A 16,046-nucleotide genomic window follows, 5' to 3' on the forward strand; every position below is an offset into this window, starting at 1 on the left:
ATGTTGAGGGAGGGTTTTCATGAGCGGATATGTTCTGGCGATCGATCAGGGAACGACATCGACGCGGGCGATCGTCTTTGACGGCGATATGCGTATCGCCGGCAAGGGCCAGAAGGAATTCACCCAGATCTATCCGCGTTCCGGCTGGGTCGAGCATGATCCCGAGGAAATCTGGGATTCGGTCGTCTCCACCGTCCACATGGCGTTGCGCGACGCCGGGATCGAGGCCAAGGATCTCGCAGCACTCGGCATCACCAACCAGCGCGAGACCGTCGTCGTCTGGGAGCGCGAAACAGGGCGACCGATCCAGAATGCCATCGTCTGGCAGGACCGGCGCACGGCAAGCTATTGCGACAATCTGAAAAGGCAGGATCTGGAGCGGCTGTTCACCAAGAAGACCGGCCTGATCCTCGATCCCTATTTTTCCGGCACGAAGCTTTCCTGGATGCTGGCTAACGTAAAGGGCGCGCGGGCACGCGCCGCCAGGGGCGATCTCTGCTTCGGCACGATCGACACTTTCCTGATCTGGCGGCTGACGGGTGGCAAGAGCTTCGTCACCGATGCCACCAATGCCTCGCGCACGCTGATGTACAATATTGCCGAAAATGCGTGGGACGAGGATCTGCTCGACATTCTGAGGGTGCCGGCCGCCATGCTGCCGGAGGTCAAGGATTGCGCCGCCGATTTCGGCACGGTCAATCCCGACATCTTCGGTGCAGCGATCCCGATTCTCGGTGTTGCCGGTGACCAGCAGGCGGCGACCATCGGCCAGGCGTGTTTTGCGCCGGGCATGATGAAATCGACTTACGGCACCGGCTGTTTCGCACTGCTCAACACCGGCGCCGATATGGTGCGTTCCAGAAACCGGCTGCTGACCACCATCGCCTATCGCCTGAACGGCGAGACGACCTATGCGCTGGAGGGTTCGATCTTTATCGCGGGTGCCGCCGTGCAATGGCTGCGGGACGGGCTCGGCATCATCGACAGCGCCGCCGAAACCAACGCGCTGGCCGAAAAGGCCGATCCGACACAGGAAGTCTATCTCGTGCCCGCCTTCACCGGCCTCGGCGCGCCGCACTGGGATGCCAAGGCGCGCGGTGCAATTTTCGGGCTGACGCGCAACAGCGGTCCGGCGGAGCTCTCCCGGGCGGCACTGGAAGCCGTCTGCTACCAGACCCGTGACCTGCTCGACGCCATGCAAAAGGACTGGAAGAACGGCACGGAAGACACGGTGCTGCGCGTCGACGGCGGCATGGTCGCTTCAACCTGGACGATGCAGCGCCTTGCCGACCTGCTCGATGCCCCGGTCGACCGCCCGGTCATTCTCGAGACGACGGCGCTGGGGGCCGCCTGGCTCGCCGGCAGCCGGGCAGGGGTGTGGCCGGACAAGGACGGTTTTTCGGCGAGGTGGAAGCGGGATCGGCGGTTCGAGCCCGATATGGATGAGAAGCTGCGGGCGGCAAAGCTCAAGGGCTGGAAGAACGCGGTCAAGCGGACCTTGAGCGAGGGGTGATCAGCGGGATGTAGTTCCGTTCGTCCCAGGAGATGCACCGCTATTCTTCAGCTACGGCGCCGCCCGTGCTCCGGAGATCACGAATCTCCGCCCATAATTTTTTGATGCGCGCTGTCGGTCAAGGCGGTACTCCTTCGTCATTCGGAAAGAGGAGTGAGCGATGCTTTATGCAATCCTTTGTTACGCCCATGAGGAAACCGTCTTTGCCTGGAGCAAGGAGGAGGAAGCTGCCGTCATGGAGAAACTCTATGCCGTGCAGGAGCCGCTTGCCGCATCCGGCAAACTCGGCCCCGTCGGCCGGTTGATGCCGACGACCGCTGCGACCACCGTGCGCAAGGGCAAGGACGAACCCTTGGTCATCGACGGGCCCTTTGCGGAAACGAAGGAGGCGCTTCTCGGCTTCTATGTGGTCGACTTCGAAACGCTCGACGAGGCGATCGCCTTCTCGAAGCAGCTTTCATCCGTCAATCCAGGTTCCACCTCTTACGAAATTCGGCCTTTCTACGTCTTCAGGCCCGGAGATGCTTCATCATGACAGACATTGCCTGGATCGACCTCGCGCTTGCATCGGCCCGCCCGAAGGCGCTCGGCGCGCTGCTGCGCTATTTCCGCAATCTCGATATCGCGGAAGAGGCGTTTCAGGAGGCGTGCCTGAGGGCGATCCGGACATGGCCGGAGAAAGGGCCGCCACGTGACCCCACAGCCTGGCTGATCTTCGTCGGTCGAAACAGCGGCATCGATGCTGTGCGCAAGCGGGCGAAGACCCAGGCTCTGCCGGATGAGGACGTCATCTCCGATACCGAGGATGCCGAAAGCGATATTGTCGAGCGGCTCGATGATTCCCATTATCGCGACGATATTCTGCGGCTTCTCTTCATCTGCTGCCACCCGGACCTGCCGGCGACCCAACAGATCGCCCTGGCGCTGCGCATCGTCTCCGGCCTTTCGGTGCCGCAGATCGCGCGTGCCTTCCTGGTGTCCGAAAGCGCCATGGAGCAGCGCATCACCCGGGCCAAGGCGCGCGTCGCCAAGGCAGGGGTGCCTTTCGAAACGCCGAGCCCTGAGGAAAGGGCCGAACGGCTCTCGATCGTCAGCACGATGATCTATCTGATCTTCAACGAGGGCTACAGCCAGGCCGATCCCCGGCATGAGGCGGCTGCCTTCAGCGACGAGGCGATCCGGCTGGCTCGGTTGATGCTGCATATCTTCCCGTCGGAACCGGAGCTGATGGGGCTGCTTGCGCTCATGCTCCTGCAGATCTCGCGCCGGCCGGCGCGCTTCAGCGCCGAGGACGAGATCGTGCTGCTCGAGGATCAGGACCGGTCGCTCTGGAACCAGCCCTTCATCAACGAGGCCTTAGCGCTGCTCGACAAGGCGCTGCGCCATCGTCGGCCCGGCCCCTATCAGTTGCAGGCAGCCATCGCCGCCGTTCACTCCCGGGCAAAACGCGCTGGGGATACCGACTGGGTGGAGATCGACCTGCTCTACCGCGCGCTGGAGCGCCTTCAGCCGTCGCCTGTAATAACGCTCAACCGGGCCGTCGTCGTCTCCAAGCTCCAAGGTGCACAGGATGCGCTCGATCTCATCGATCCGCTTGGCGAAAAACTCGGCGGCTATTTTTACTACCACGGCTTACGGGGCGGGCTGCTGAAGCAGCTTGGCCTGACCAGCCAGGCGCGCGAAGCCTTCGAGCGCGCCATTGCCCTGGCCCACTCGGCCGCCGAGGCCGCCCATATCCGCAGGCAGATCGACAAGATGCAGGAAGAGGCCACGCAGCCGATCGCAAAATAAAATCCGAAAAGGCCGGTACGCTGTCGGAACGGCGAACGTCGACACGTCCTTGTAACAACCTGACAGGAGACAGGTTTCATTCAAATGGAGAGATGTCGCAATGACCGCCAGCACGCAACATGAACTCGTCCTCGTGCGCGAATTCGACGCGCCACGCGAGAAGATCTACAAGGCATGGACCAATCCCGATCTGCTGAAGCAGTGGTTTGTGCCGCGTCCCTGGGGTGTGGCGGACGCAACGCTCGACGTCCGCCCCGGCGGTTCCAGTCTCGTCGTCATGCATGATCCCGAGGGCAATCAGTATCCGAACCGCGGCGTCTATCTCGAGATCATCGAGAATGAGAAGATCGTCTTCACAGATGCCTATACCAGCGCCTGGGTACCATCCGAGAAACCTTTCTTTACAGGTGTCATCCTGCTCGAAGATCTGGGCAACGGTCGCACCAGATATACGGCCAAGGCGCTGCACTGGCGCGCCGAGGACAAGGAAGCGCATGAGAAGATGGGCTTCCACGAAGGGTGGGGCAAGGCTGCCGATCAGCTGGCGGAGCTGCTGGCGAAGATGTGAGCGGCGGCTGGACGGCGCGGCGAGGGTGCGCCGTCCAGCCGCTTCAAGTACGATCTAAGGCGGTTCGAAAGATGAATCCGCCGGCGCTTCGAAGTGGTTGAATTCAGATTCGAATTAATCGATCGCTCTGCCTGATCACCAAACACATCATGCCGCCATCGAAATTCTCGAACATTCCGTTCCACAATTTGTATTTGCGCTCCATCCCAGCCATCCTTATCTCAGCCGGGAATTCAATAGGATGCCGATGATGGAACTGGGGCTTTACACATTTGCCGACGTCAATCCGAGCCCTGCCGGCAGCAGAGGTGTCGAAGGGGCGGAGCGGCTGAAGAACCTGATCGAGGAAATCGAGCTCGCCGACCAGGTGGGGCTCGATGTCTTTGGGCTCGGCGAGCATCATCGGCCGGACTATGCGGCATCCGCTCCTGCTGTCGTATTGGCCGCGGCCGCGGTCAAAACCAAGAACATCCGGCTGACCAGTGCGGTCACCGTGCTCTCCTCCGACGATCCGGTGCGCGTCTTCCAGCAGTTTTCGACGCTCGACCTGCTCTCCAACGGCCGGGCAGAGATCATGGCCGGGCGTGGCTCCTTCATCGAGTCCTTCCCGCTATTCGGCTATAATCTCGAAGACTACGACCAGCTTTTCGAGGAGAAGCTCGATCTGCTGCTGGCGCTGCGCGACAGCGAGGTTGTGGAGTGGAAGGGCGAGCTTCGCGCGCCGATCAACGGGCGCGGCGTCTATCCCAGGCCGCTGCAGGATCCGCTGCCGCTCTGGGTCGCCGTCGGCGGCACGCCGCAGTCGGTGGCGCGCGCCGGGGCGCTCGGGCTGCCGGTGGCGCTGGCGATCATCGGTGGTGAGCCACGCCGTTTCGCGCCGCTCTTCGATCTCTACCGCGAGGCTGCGCGCCGGGCAGGGCAGGACCAGGCGAAGCTGAAGACCAGCATCAATGTCCATGGCTTTATCGCCGATACGACGGAGGCCGCCGCCGACCAGTTTTACGGGCCGCAGGCCGAAGTGATGAACCGCATCGGCCGCGAGCGCGGCTGGGGGCCGACGAACCGGGCGCATTTCGATATGTCGCGCGGGCCGAACGGCGCGCTCTTCGTTGGCGATCCCGAGGCGGTCGCCGAAAAGATCATCGCCCATCACGCGCTTTTCAGGAACGACCGCTTCCTGCTGCAGATGGCGATCGGCCTGATGCCGCATGATCAGATCATGCGTGGTATTGAACTGTACGGGACGAAAGTCGCGCCGATCGTCAGAAAGGCATTGACTGAAAAGGGTGAAGGGGCGAAAGCCTCAGCTTGAGGTGGCCGCGGCCGCCCTGCGCACGGCCGGGACAGACGAATGGTTATCGCAAACGACGACGAACTGACAAAGCTCAAGGAGATCGGCCGCATCTGCGCCAACGCCATCCAGGTGATGGCGGCAGCGATGGAGCCCGGCATGACGACGCTGGAGCTCGACGGGATCGGCCGCAAGGTGCTCGAGGATTCAGGTGCGCGCTCGGCGCCGGAGTTCTGCTACCAGTTTCCGGGTGCTACCTGCATCAGCATCAATGAGGAAATCGCCCACGGCATTCCCGGCCCGCGCGTCATCCGCGCCGGCGATCTCATCAATATCGACGTTTCGGCGGAGAAGGACGGTTTCTTCGCCGATACCGGCGCCTCCTTCGCGATGCCGCCGGTCAAGCCGAAGATCGAACGGCTTTGCCGCGACGGCAAGCGAGCGCTTTGGGTCGGGCTCAACCAGGTGAAATCGGGCGAACCGCTGGCCAAGATCGGCACCGCAGTCGGCGCCTTTGCGCAGAAGAACCGCTATACGCTGGTCGCCAATCTGGCGAGCCACGGGGTCGGGCGATCGCTGCACGAGGAGCCGGCCGAGCTATCGACCTGGCCGGACCCTTCGGAAAAGCGGATGATGACGGAAGGCCTCGTCTTCACCGTCGAGCCGTTCCTTTCGCTCGGCGCGACATGGGCCGAGGGCGGCGACGATGCCTGGACACTCTATGCCGATCCCAAGGCGCCGACCGTGCAATATGAGCACACGGTGGTGGCGACTCGCAACGGCCCGGTGGTTTTGACCTTGCCGGATGCGCGGGGGTAGGGGCAGCTCGCCAACGTTCCTCATCCTTGTAGGTTGCCGTTGCTGAGGTGCGCAGCCTGTAGGGCGGAGCCTCGAAGGATCATACTTGCTTGTCGCTTCTTGCATTCATCCGGCGTCAGTACACCCGCCTCGCCCTTCGAGGCCCCTGCGGGGCGCACCAGGATGAGAGGCTCTCTTGGGGGGCGCGGCGTCCTCGAACCCGACGCACGTCGGCGCCAACCCCGTCTTCACCCCCGCGTTTCCGGCCTGCCGCCCTGCAGAATTTCGGTGGCGGCACGTTCCAATATGCCGGCGATGCGGGCGGCTTCGGGTTTCGACCAGGGATAGCGCATGCGCAGGGCTGAGCGCAGCAGCATGCGGGCGGCGCGAATATCGCCGCCATCCTGCATGAAATCGCCGTCATCGCCCTCGTCGGCGCCGTGACGATCGGTTTCGAAGACGCGCTTCACATGGGCCATCTTCTCGCCGATGCGTTCCAGCTTGGCGAAGGTATGCAGGATCATGGCGCGGTTTTCCTCGACGCGGCTGCGGCCGGCCTCGGTGATGCGGTAGAGCTTCTTGGCGCCCTCAGCCTCCACCTCGGCAAGGCCAGTTTCCTCGAGATAGGTGAGTGCGGGATAGATGACGCCTGGGCTCGGCACATAGAAGCCGCCCGAACGTTCTTCCAATATCTTTATCAATTCGTAGCCGTGGCGCGGCTGCTCAGCGAGCAGTGCCAGGATGACGAGCTGCAGATCGCCCGCCGCGAATTTGCGGCCCATGCGGAAATCTCCGCCGAACATGCCGCCTTTAAAACCTCTCATTGCCCTTCCTTTCATCGTTGGATGTATCGTTAGCTATGTCGTAAAACATATATCTTACGATAACTGCTTTCAAGTGCGGCCGAGAATTTTTGACGTTCGGGGAAATTGATCGATCGATCAGAATTACTTGATTGTGGTGCGGATGTTGCGGCGCGATAAGCGCTGCATGCTCGAGCGCACCCGTCACTCCCGGCCGAACCTTGTCTCCACTGCCGCTGCCGGCGCCGTTGCGATGGCGGCCGCCATGGGCTTCGGGCGCTTCTCCTATACTCCCATCCTGCCGGGCATGATCAGCGGCGTGCCGCTTTCGGCCGCGGATGCCGGCTTCATTGCGTCGGCGAATTTCGTCGGTTATCTCGTCGGCGCAGTGCTTGCCGCCTATGGCTGGGCGGCGGGTCGGGAGCGGCTGGTTGCGCTGCTGTCGCTGCTGGCAACGGCGATCCTGCTTGCCGCCATGGCTGCCACCGATTCCGTCGCGATCTTCTCTGTCATCCGCTTCCTGGCCGGCCTCGCCAGCGCTTTTGCGCTGGTCTTCACCTCGTCGATCGTGCTCAGTCACGGAGCTGCTGCCGGCAATGACCACGTGCAGGCGGCGCATTTTGGTGGGCCGGGAGTGGGTATCGCGCTGTCCTCAGTCATGGTGTTTCTGATCGGCCTCGGCTTTCACGATGGGTCGGGCGGCTGGCGGGCCGACTGGATCGGCGGGGCGCTCTATTGCGCGGCAAGCCTCGTCGTCGTTTTCCTGCTGCTGCCGGCGGCGCCGGCGCAATCGGCGCAGGCGGGCAGGGAACCGGCGCTGGTCTGGAACCAGCCGATGGTGCTGCTGACGCTCTCCTACGGCCTGTTCGGTTTCGGCTACGTCATCACCGCGACCTTCCTCGTCACCATCGCGCGCCTTTCTGCAACCGGGCCCTTCGTCGAATTCCTCTGCTGGTTCATCGCCGGCCTGACGGCGGCGGTCGCGCTGTTTGCCTGGAAGCCACTGGTCAGATCGCTGGGGCTTGGCGGCGTCTATGTCGCGGCCCTTCTGGTCGAGGCCGCGGGCGTGGCCGCGACCGTGGCGCTGCCGCCTGCCGTCGCACCGCTGATCGGCGGGGCGCTGTTTGGGGCGACCTTCCTGGCGATCACGGCTTACGGGCTGCAGATCGGCCGCAAGCTTTCGCCTCAGAGCCCGCGGCGGATCCTGGCGATGATGACGGCCGCCTTCGGCGTCGGCCAGATCGTCGGGCCTGTTGTTGCCGGCTGGATTGCCGAGCGCAGCGGCAGTTTCACCGTCCCGACGGTGATTGCCGCCATCGCGCTCGTCGCCTGCGCAGCGCTTGTCATGCCGGTGATCAGGAAAATCGCTTAACCGGTTACATCTCCGTAACAATGGGCCGAACCCATTGCTGCTTCCTTGGAACTGCCTTAGTTTCCGGCACAATCCGTGTTCCACGACACTCCCGAGACTCACAGTTCAGGAAAGCAAAGCCCTCCCGTGTTTCATTCCTTTTTTCCACAGCCAAAGGCGTTCTTTACTTCACTCGTCGTTTGGACCCTGATTTCCATTGCCGGCTGGTATCTCTTCGCTGCCGGTCTCGGCGCATCGCTGGGCTTCGCACCGGTTGCCGAGGAACAGCAGCCGATCGACCTTTCGTTTTTCCTGCTCCCAGAAAACGTCTGGTTTTACAGCTATTTCTTCCTTTCGGCAGTGATCTTCTGCGGCGCATGGCATCTGAAGGCGCTGCGCCACCCCTGGAAACTGTGGTCGATCTGGGGTTCGGCACTGATCATCTTCGTGACCTATTTCGGCGTTCAGATCACCGTGGTGATCAACAACTGGCGCCGGCCGTTCGGCGATCTTCTGCAGAACGCATTGTCGAAGCAGCCGGGCATTTCCGTCGACAATTTCTACAGCCTGATGTGGATCTTTTGTCAGATCGCATTTCTCAGCATGTTCGTGTCGATCATGACCGACTTCTTCACCAGCCACTACATCTTCCGCTGGCGAACAGCGATGAACAATTTCTATATGTCGAAGTGGGAAAAGCTGCGTCACATCGAAGGTGCCTCACAGCGCGTTCAGGAAGACACGATGCGCTTTTCGAGCACGCTCGAAGGTCTTGGTATCAGCCTCATCAACTCGGTGATGACGCTCGTGGTATTCCTGCCGATCCTTCTGGCGCTATCGCATTATGTGACGGAACTGCCATTCGTCGGCCCGGTGGCGAATTCACTCTTCTGGCTGGCGCTCTTCTGGTCGGCGTTCGGCACGGTTCTGCTGGCGGTCGCCGGTGTCAAGCTGCCGGGCCTGAACTTCCGCAACCAGCGCGTCGAAGCAGCCTATCGCAAGGAACTGGTCTATGGCGAGGACCATGCGGAACGGGCTCAGCCGCTGACAGTCAGTGAGCTCTTCGGTAACGTTCGTAGGAACTATTACCGGATGTATTTTCATTACATGTATTTCAATGTCGCCCGCTATTTCTATATCCAGGCCGACGCGCTCTTCGTGGTCTTCATGCTGGTGCCGACGATCGTGGCGGGCGCCATCACCTACGGGATCTTCCAGCAGATCTCGACCGCCTTCGGACAGGTCAGCAACTCGTTCCAGTATCTCGTCAACTCCTGGACAACGATCATCGAGCTGCTCTCCATCCACAAGCGCCTCAAGGCCTTCGAAGCGGCAATCGACGACGAGCCGCTGCCGGATATCGACCAGCGCTACCTGGAGCGTGACGCGGGCGTCGTGCATGCTGACGGTTGATGGACGGGACTTGTCCGTGATCCAAATGTCGGCGCGTGGGGCTCTTCATCTGCCCGCCGGCACCTTCCCTCCGTTGGGGAGAAGAGACTTGCCGCAGGGTCTCGATTCCTCCTTCTCCCCTTGGGGAGAGATGCCCCGTAGGGCGATGAGGGGCGGCATGATACGCCGTCTCGGCGATGGTGCCATCAATCCTGATGTGGTGCCACGCCGTCAGAGACCCGACGCCCGCTCCAGCTTCCCGCGCGCCTCGATCATCGGGATCGCTTCCGAATAGCTGATGCAGGCGACGTCAGCCCGGTGGCAGACGTCGCTGACCAGGCGGTCGAGGGCGCGCCAGTAGGCGCCGCCGTTCATTTCGACGAAGTGGAAGCCGAGCTGGAGCGGGATGCGGGCGCCGGCATACTGCTTGTCGAATGCCTCCCTGAAGGCGGCATAGGCGCGCGCCTCGAATTCAGCGGAATCGGCCGTGTCTTCCTCGCCCTTGGAATGGCGGACGAAGAGATTGTAGTCCATGCCGATGATCGGCTTTTCATTCGGGCCTTCGGGGATCAGCGGCAGGCCGAAGCGGATGATGTCGTCTTCCTCGACGGGCATGGCCGGGCCCTTGGTGACAAGGCTCGCATCATAGCTGAAACCCGCCTTCTTTTCTGCGGCGGTCATGTCGGCGCCCGCTGTCGCCGAGAGATAGGGGGCGCGAAAGCCCTTGATGCCGTGGTCGACCAGATCCTGCCAGCCGGCCGGCTCCTCGAGGCCGACGCTCTTCCAGGCATTCTTCAGCGTCGCGTGAAAGGTCGCGTATTCGGCCGACCAGTCGGCCTCGCTCCATTGGCGGCCGTCGAAGTGGCCGCAGGCATGGCTCGATATGTCGTGGCCTTCAAGATGGGCGTGCCAGATATTGCCAAGGCGTTCGCGGATCTCGTCGTCGCTCTGGGCGAAGCCGACATTGGATTTTCCGCGTTTCTGGTGCGGCGCCTGATAGGCCTTCTTCGCCGCATCGTTCATCAGGAAGGTGCAGGAGAGGAAATAGGTGAAGTGGGCGCCGTTCTTCGCGGCCATCTCGCGGCTCTTCAACCACAGCGCATTGTCGTGGGCGCCGTCGAAGGAAATGATGACGAGCTGTTTCGGCCGGTCGGCCGCCTCGGCGGTTGCCGGGAGCAGGAACGAGGCAGCCAGACAGGCGGAGAGGAAAAAACGGGACATGGACACCGCGACAATTTGTTCGCGGTTTCCCTCTAACAGAAATGCGGCGAAGCTGCGGTCTCGCTGGCATTTATTTACGCCAGCCGTTAGAGCCTTTCCTGGTCAGCTTGAAGCATTCTGCCGGAGCAGGTTTTCGTCAGGGCAGAGGCGATTGGCGAAGGGCATACCCCACGGTACGTCCGAGCCGATCGCCTTTGATCCTGGCGGAAAGATGCCCGGCCCTTCGGGTTGGCTGAAACGGGCCGGCTGATCGACCGGCCGGCTTGGCCGTAGAACTGGGCTACGACGCGCGCCGGCCGGTCGACCATCCGACTCCGTTTGAGCCAACAGAATGCTTCAATCTGACCAGGAAAGGCTCTAAGCCATGACAAACGGCACGGAAGGGACTCGCAATGACATTGCTTATCGTCGGCATCATACTTTTCCTCGGAGTGCATCTGGTGCGGGTGGTGGCCCCCGGTTTCCGGCGTTCGATGATCGCAAGCCTCGGCGAGACGGGCTGGCGGGCGGCCTATTCGATCGCGAGTCTGGCCACGCTGATCCTGTTGATCTACGGTTTCGGGCAGGCGCGCGCGGTGACCGGCATGCTTTACAATCCGCCGGTCTGGACGGCGCATATCGCGATTACGCTAATGTTGATCGCACTGATCTGTCTCGTCGCCTCGCTGCTGCCGGCGGGGCATATCGCGACGAAGACCAAACATCCGATGGTGCTGTCGGTGAAGATCTGGGCGCTGGCGCATCTGCTCGCCAATGGCGAGACGTCCTCGGTGCTGCTGTTTGCAGCCTTTCTCGCCTGGGGCGTCATTCTGCGCATCTCGCTCAAACGGCGGCAGCGGGCGGGCGAGATTGTGGTCCGGCCCTTCGTCTCGGCCAAATACGACCTCTATGCCGTCGTCATCGGCGTCGTCGCCTGGGCGTTGATCATCTGGAAGCTGCACGAATGGTTGATCGGGGTCTCGCCGCTCGTGATGTGACCGGCGCATAACCCCAAAAATCGATTCCGATTTTCGGAAAGGATTATGCGCGGATTCAAAGTGTTAGAGCGTCCTGTCGGACGCGTTAGGGATAGGGCGGTTCAGCTTTTCATGGAAGCGCAGAACCGCTCTAATTTTTTGTTTTAGGCAATTCCCGGCAAAAGCGCTTCGCGCTTTGCCTGGGAAACCGCTTCGCACTTTTCCTGGAATTGCTCTAATCTTTCACATCCCCCTTACAACAGCGGCAAAATGGAGTAGAAGGCCGACAATATGCGTTTTGCATGTGTATGGGTATTTCCGCGGCCGGAGACGAGAATGGCATTCAACGACGACAGCTTCATCCGTGAAGTCAATGAGGAATTGCGGTCTGACCAGATGAAGGGCGTCTGGCGCCGGTTCGGCCGCTATATCATTGCCGTTGCCATCCTGATCGTCGTCGGCACCGCCGGCAAGGTCGTCTACGAATATTGGGACAACAACCGCTCCTCCGGCACCGGCGACCAGTTCCTGGCGGCGATGAAGCTTGCCGACGAGAATAAGAACGACGAGGCGCTGGCCGCGCTCGACAAGCTTGAGAAGGAAGGCCACGGCGCCTATCCGGTGCTGGCGCGCATGCGGGCCGCGACGGTCCAGGCGCAGAAGGGCGACGCTAGCGCGGCGATCGCCGCCTTCAACGAGATCGGCAAGGACAATGGTGTTCCTGCCGCCGTGCGCGATGCCGCCAGAATGCGCGCCGGCTGGCTGCTCATCGAAAATGGCAGCTACGAGCAGGTTTCGGCTGCGATCGAGGAAATGGCCGTGCCGGGCAACGCCTTCCGGCATTCGGCGCGCGAAGCGCTCGGCCTTGCCTCCTATAAGGCCGGCAACATGGCGCAGGCGCGCCAGTGGTTCCAGTCGATCGTCGATGATACCGATAGCCCGCGCAATGTTGCCAATCGCGCCCATATGATGCTTGATCTCATTACCGCATCCGGCAAGGCGCCCGCCGCACAGGGCTGAGTTTTAAGGAAAAAGAATGAGTTTCACGGTCGCCATCGTCGGTCGTCCGAATGTCGGCAAGTCGACGCTTTTCAACCGACTGGTGGGGAAGAAGCTGGCGCTTGTCGATGACACGCCGGGCGTGACCCGCGACCGCCGGCCGGGCGATGCGCGGCTGATGGGCCTGACCTTCACGATCATCGATACCGCCGGTCTGGAAGAGGCCGACGCGGAAAGCCTGCAGGGCCGGATGCGCGCGCAGACAGAAGCGGCGATCGATGAGGCAGATCTTTCGCTTTTCGTCGTAGACGCCAAAAGCGGGCTGACGCCCGTGGACACCGCCCTTGCGGAAATGCTGCGCCGGCGCGGCAAGCCGGTGGTGCTGGTCGCCAACAAATCCGAAGCGCGCGGATCCGACAGCGGCTTTTACGACGCCTATACACTCGGCCTCGGTGAACCGACGCCGATTTCGGCCGAACACGGACAGGGCATGATCGACCTGCGCGACGCGATCGTCGCGGCGATCGGCGAGGACCGGGCCTATGCGAAGGAAGATGTTGCCGTCACCGACGTCGACATTTCCGAGACTGCGGGTGAGGACGAGGACGAAGAGCCCGTCTATGACGACACCAAGCCGCTCAGGGTGGCGATCGTCGGCCGGCCGAACGCCGGCAAATCGACACTAATCAACCGCTTCCTCGGCGAGGACAGGCTTTTGACCGGGCCGGAGGCCGGCATCACCCGCGACTCCATCTCGGTCGAATGGGACTGGCGTGGCCGCACCATCAAGATGTTCGACACCGCAGGCATGCGCCGCAAGGCGCGGGTGATCGAGAAGCTGGAGAAGCTCTCGGTCGCCGATGCGCTGCGCGCCATCCGCTTCGCCGAAACCGTCGTCATCGTCTTCGATGCGACGATCCCCTTCGAGAAGCAGGACCTGCAGATTGTCGACCTGGTGCTGCGCGAGGGGCGCGCGGCCGTGCTCGCCTTCAACAAGTGGGACATGATCGAAGACCGGCAGGCGGTGCTTGCCGACCTGCGCGAAAAGACCGACCGGCTGCTGCCGCAGGCGCGCGGCATCCGCGCCGTGCCGATCTCCGGCCAGACCGGCTGGGGACTCGACAAGCTGATGCAGTCGATCATCGATACCGACAGGGTCTGGAACAAACGCATTTCGACGGCGCGTCTCAATCGCTGGCTGGAGACGCAGCAGATCCAACATCCACCACCGGCGGTTTCCGGCCGACGGATCAAGCTGAAATACATGACGCAGGTCAAAGCCCGCCCGCCGGCTTTCATGATCTCCTGCACCCGCTCCGATGCGCTGCCGGAATCCTATACGCGCTACCTGATCAATGGCTTGCGCGCCGATTTCGACATGCCGAGCGTGCCGATCCGCATCCATTTCCGCTCGCCGGACAATCCGTTCGAAGGCAAGAAGAGGCGGACGTAGAGCTGGGCTTGCAATGATTGCCGGCGTTTTGTGAAGTTAGGGCGTGTGCCGTGTGGCACACGCTTGGCCTGCCTGACATCTCCCCCACAAGGGGAGATCGGCAAGAAGCTATGCCTCGCCTTAAATTTGCGGTTCATGTGATGGCCAGTTGTTTGGGGAAGCCATCACGCCCAGCCGATCTCCCAACCTGTAGGGGGTCCGAAGGACGGGTCAGACCCGTGGTTCGACCCCGAGCCCGGCAGGGCAGAAGGGGCTATCACAAGCTCTGTGATAGCCATCTGCTGTTCAACAGCTAAGCCACGCTTCTATTCAACGCCTCGCGCAGCGCCACGATCTCGCTCTGCAGCCGAGTGAGATCGACGGCATCGCGGCCGCTGGCAGCGGCGATGCAGCCGGGAATGCCGATCGCCTTTTCCTTCAGGCGAAGGCCTTCTTCGCTCAAGCGGATGACGACGACGCGTTCGTCCTCCCGGCTGCGTTCGCGTCTGACATAACCAGCGGTTTCCAGGCGTTTCAGCAGCGGGGTCAGCGTGCTCGATTCCAGGAAGAGCTTTTCGCCGAGGCCCCCGACGGTCTGGCCATCCTGCTCCCATAGAGAAACCATCGCCAGATATTGCGGATAGGTAAGTCCCAGAGCATCGAGCAGCGGCTTGTAGACGCGGTTCAGTGCGTGGCCTGCCGTATAGACGGCGAAGCAGATGAAATTGTCGAGCTTCAGTTGATCCTGCATGGCTTGTCTCCGAAACTGACGAAATTTATATCGCGCAATAAATAATCGGAAGCGATTTTTATGCATGGCAGCCATGACTAAATTTAAATTGTCCGATAAATAATCGTGCGCGATATAAACTCGGTGTTCACAACGAACATCGAAACCGAGAGGACAAGACAATGTCGACCATCAAGACCGCAGTTTCCGCAGTCGCACTGCTCGCAGCTTCCGCCGCTGGCGCGCTTGCTGATCCGGTACTGGAACCGGCAACGCAGAAATTCATCGACGGGCTTGCCGGTGGCGCGCCGATCTACACGCTCTCGCCGGCCGATGCCCGCGATGTCCTGGCCGGGGCGCAGAAGGGCGACGTGAAGATGCTTGCTGCCCAGGAAGAGGGCAGGGTCATCAAGGCAGGCCCGACAGGCAGCATCAAGCTGCGCATCATCCGCCCGGAACATGCCAAGGGCACGCTGCCGGTCATTCTCTATTTCCATGGCGGCGGGTGGGTTTTGGGCGATGCGGATACGCATGACCGGTTGGTGCGCGAGATCGCCAACGGCGCCGATGCCGCTGTCGTCTTCGTCGATTACGAACGCTCGCCGGAAGCCCGCTATCCCGTCGCCATCGAGCAGGCTTATGCTGCGACCAAATATGTCGCCGAACACGCCAAGGAGTTCAAGGTCGACGCCAGCAGGCTCGCGGTCGCCGGCGATAGCGTCGGCGGCAACATGGCGGCGGTGGTGACACTGCTTGCCAAGGAACGCGGCGGTCCTGCCATCGATCAGCAGGTGCTGTTCTACCCAGTCACCGACGCCAATTTCGACAACGGGTCCTACAACCAGTTCGCCGATGGCCCGTGGCTGACCAAGGAAGCGATGAAGTGGTTCTGGAACGCCTATTTGCCTGATGAAGCCAAGCGCAAGGAGCCGACGGCCTCACCGCTGCAGGCCTCGCTGGAGCAGCTGAACGGCCTGCCACCGGCGCTCGTCATCGTTGACGAAAACGACGTGCTGCGCGACGAGGGGGAGGCTTACGCTCGCAAGCTTAGCCAAGCTGGCGTCAAGGTCACGTCGATGCGCTATAACGGCACGATCCATGACTTCGTGCTGCTGAACGCGATTGCCGAAACGCCTGCCGCACGCAGCGCGATTGCGGTCGCCAACGACACGCTTCGCAGCGCGCTTCACAAGTAAACCAA

Annotated in this window: 15 protein-coding genes; 12 read left to right on the plus strand and 3 right to left on the minus strand. The window is 61.8% G+C overall.

Annotated features, from left to right (window positions below):
- Positions 1–19: 19 nt before the first annotated feature.
- The 6 genes from glpK (at position 20) to map (ending at position 5,982) form a co-directional block, all read left to right on the plus strand.
- Positions 20–1,513, plus strand: a complete 1,494-nt coding sequence (gene glpK, locus FHX10_RS01385; RefSeq protein ID WP_063474492.1) for a glycerol kinase GlpK — start codon at positions 20–22, stop codon at positions 1,511–1,513.
- Positions 1,514–1,673: 160 nt separating this feature from the next.
- Positions 1,674–2,048 carry a YciI family protein gene (locus tag FHX10_RS01390; protein ID WP_011653034.1) on the plus strand — a complete coding sequence of 125 codons (375 nt, stop codon included), beginning with the start codon at positions 1,674–1,676 and terminating at the stop codon, positions 2,046–2,048.
- Positions 2,045–3,304, plus strand: a complete 1,260-nt coding sequence (locus tag FHX10_RS01395) for an RNA polymerase sigma factor (protein ID WP_063474493.1) — start codon at positions 2,045–2,047, stop codon at positions 3,302–3,304. The genes FHX10_RS01390 and FHX10_RS01395 overlap by 4 nt, the downstream gene beginning before the upstream one ends.
- 100 nt (positions 3,305–3,404) lie before the next feature.
- Complete coding sequence (locus FHX10_RS01400; RefSeq protein WP_063474494.1) at positions 3,405–3,872, plus strand: SRPBCC family protein; 468 nt, start codon at positions 3,405–3,407, stop codon at positions 3,870–3,872.
- Positions 3,873–4,122: 250 nt separating this feature from the next.
- Positions 4,123–5,184 (plus strand): LLM class flavin-dependent oxidoreductase, encoded by a 1,062-nt coding sequence (locus FHX10_RS01405; protein WP_063474692.1) that lies wholly within the window; start codon positions 4,123–4,125, stop codon positions 5,182–5,184.
- 39 nt (positions 5,185–5,223) lie between these two features.
- Positions 5,224–5,982, plus strand: coding sequence for a type I methionyl aminopeptidase (gene map, locus FHX10_RS01410; RefSeq protein WP_047611367.1), 759 nt, complete (start codon positions 5,224–5,226; stop codon positions 5,980–5,982).
- Between the two features lie 227 nt (positions 5,983–6,209).
- Here map and FHX10_RS01415 read toward each other — a convergent pair whose 3' ends face one another.
- Entirely contained in the window at positions 6,210–6,785 is a 576-nt protein-coding gene (locus tag FHX10_RS01415) for a PadR family transcriptional regulator (RefSeq protein ID WP_047611365.1), read from the minus strand.
- A 166-nt stretch (positions 6,786–6,951) separates the two neighbouring features.
- Between FHX10_RS01415 and FHX10_RS01420 the strand changes: the two genes are divergently transcribed.
- Complete coding sequence (locus FHX10_RS01420) at positions 6,952–8,136, plus strand: YbfB/YjiJ family MFS transporter (RefSeq protein ID WP_174824438.1); 1,185 nt, start codon at positions 6,952–6,954, stop codon at positions 8,134–8,136.
- A gap of 126 nt (positions 8,137–8,262) precedes the next feature.
- Entirely contained in the window at positions 8,263–9,528 is a 1,266-nt protein-coding gene (gene sbmA / locus FHX10_RS01425) for a peptide antibiotic transporter SbmA (RefSeq protein WP_063474495.1), read from the plus strand.
- A gap of 210 nt (positions 9,529–9,738) precedes the next feature.
- Here the strand turns inward: sbmA and FHX10_RS01430 are convergent, their stop codons facing one another.
- Positions 9,739–10,728, minus strand: a complete 990-nt coding sequence (locus tag FHX10_RS01430; protein WP_097542064.1) for a polysaccharide deacetylase — start codon at positions 10,726–10,728, stop codon at positions 9,739–9,741.
- Between the two features lie 392 nt (positions 10,729–11,120).
- On the opposite strand from FHX10_RS01430, the gene FHX10_RS01435 reads away from it, so the two are divergent.
- The 3 genes from FHX10_RS01435 to der all read left to right on the plus strand — a co-directional run bounded on the left by FHX10_RS01435 (position 11,121) and on the right by der (position 14,136).
- Complete coding sequence (locus FHX10_RS01435) at positions 11,121–11,705, plus strand: NnrU family protein (RefSeq protein ID WP_063474497.1); 585 nt, start codon at positions 11,121–11,123, stop codon at positions 11,703–11,705.
- 315 nt (positions 11,706–12,020) lie between these two features.
- Positions 12,021–12,704: a tetratricopeptide repeat protein gene (locus FHX10_RS01440; protein ID WP_063474498.1), complete on the plus strand. Its 684-nt coding sequence runs from the start codon at positions 12,021–12,023 to the stop codon at positions 12,702–12,704.
- A 16-nt stretch (positions 12,705–12,720) separates the two neighbouring features.
- Positions 12,721–14,136: a ribosome biogenesis GTPase Der gene (gene der / locus FHX10_RS01445; protein ID WP_047611354.1), complete on the plus strand. Its 1,416-nt coding sequence runs from the start codon at positions 12,721–12,723 to the stop codon at positions 14,134–14,136.
- A gap of 292 nt (positions 14,137–14,428) precedes the next feature.
- On the opposite strand, the gene FHX10_RS01450 is transcribed toward der, so the two are convergent.
- A complete protein-coding gene (locus tag FHX10_RS01450; RefSeq protein ID WP_063474499.1) occupies positions 14,429–14,866 on the minus strand; it encodes a MarR family winged helix-turn-helix transcriptional regulator in 438 nt (145 codons plus the stop codon).
- A 161-nt stretch (positions 14,867–15,027) separates the two neighbouring features.
- Between FHX10_RS01450 and FHX10_RS01455 the strand changes: the two genes are divergently transcribed.
- Positions 15,028–16,041: an alpha/beta hydrolase gene (locus FHX10_RS01455; protein ID WP_063474500.1), complete on the plus strand. Its 1,014-nt coding sequence runs from the start codon at positions 15,028–15,030 to the stop codon at positions 16,039–16,041.
- Positions 16,042–16,046 lie beyond the last annotated feature (5 nt).

The organism is Rhizobium sp. BK591, from assembly GCF_014195045.1.
GTDB classification, from domain to species: domain Bacteria; phylum Pseudomonadota; class Alphaproteobacteria; order Rhizobiales; family Rhizobiaceae; genus Rhizobium; species Rhizobium anhuiense.

What these genes read in the sequence shown, in the direction of transcription:
- glpK (WP_063474492.1), top strand. Translation starts at nt 20, where the DNA reads ATGAGCGGATATGTTCTGGCGATCGATCAGGGAACGACATCGACGCGG.
- FHX10_RS01390 (WP_011653034.1), top strand. Translation starts at nt 1,674, where the DNA reads ATGCTTTATGCAATCCTTTGTTACGCCCATGAGGAAACCGTCTTTGCC.
- FHX10_RS01395 (WP_063474493.1), top strand. Translation starts at nt 2,045, where the DNA reads ATGACAGACATTGCCTGGATCGACCTCGCGCTTGCATCGGCCCGCCCG.
- FHX10_RS01400 (WP_063474494.1), top strand. Translation starts at nt 3,405, where the DNA reads ATGACCGCCAGCACGCAACATGAACTCGTCCTCGTGCGCGAATTCGAC.
- FHX10_RS01405 (WP_063474692.1), top strand. Translation starts at nt 4,123, where the DNA reads ATGGAACTGGGGCTTTACACATTTGCCGACGTCAATCCGAGCCCTGCC.
- map (WP_047611367.1), top strand. Translation starts at nt 5,224, where the DNA reads ATGGTTATCGCAAACGACGACGAACTGACAAAGCTCAAGGAGATCGGC.
- FHX10_RS01415 (WP_047611365.1), bottom strand. Translation starts at nt 6,785, where the DNA reads ATGAGAGGTTTTAAAGGCGGCATGTTCGGCGGAGATTTCCGCATGGGC.
- FHX10_RS01420 (WP_174824438.1), top strand. Translation starts at nt 6,952, where the DNA reads ATGCTCGAGCGCACCCGTCACTCCCGGCCGAACCTTGTCTCCACTGCC.
- FHX10_RS01430 (WP_097542064.1), bottom strand. Translation starts at nt 10,728, where the DNA reads ATGTCCCGTTTTTTCCTCTCCGCCTGTCTGGCTGCCTCGTTCCTGCTC.
- FHX10_RS01435 (WP_063474497.1), top strand. Translation starts at nt 11,121, where the DNA reads ATGACATTGCTTATCGTCGGCATCATACTTTTCCTCGGAGTGCATCTG.
- FHX10_RS01440 (WP_063474498.1), top strand. Translation starts at nt 12,021, where the DNA reads ATGGCATTCAACGACGACAGCTTCATCCGTGAAGTCAATGAGGAATTG.
- der (WP_047611354.1), top strand. Translation starts at nt 12,721, where the DNA reads ATGAGTTTCACGGTCGCCATCGTCGGTCGTCCGAATGTCGGCAAGTCG.
- FHX10_RS01450 (WP_063474499.1), bottom strand. Translation starts at nt 14,866, where the DNA reads ATGCAGGATCAACTGAAGCTCGACAATTTCATCTGCTTCGCCGTCTAT.
- FHX10_RS01455 (WP_063474500.1), top strand. Translation starts at nt 15,028, where the DNA reads ATGTCGACCATCAAGACCGCAGTTTCCGCAGTCGCACTGCTCGCAGCT.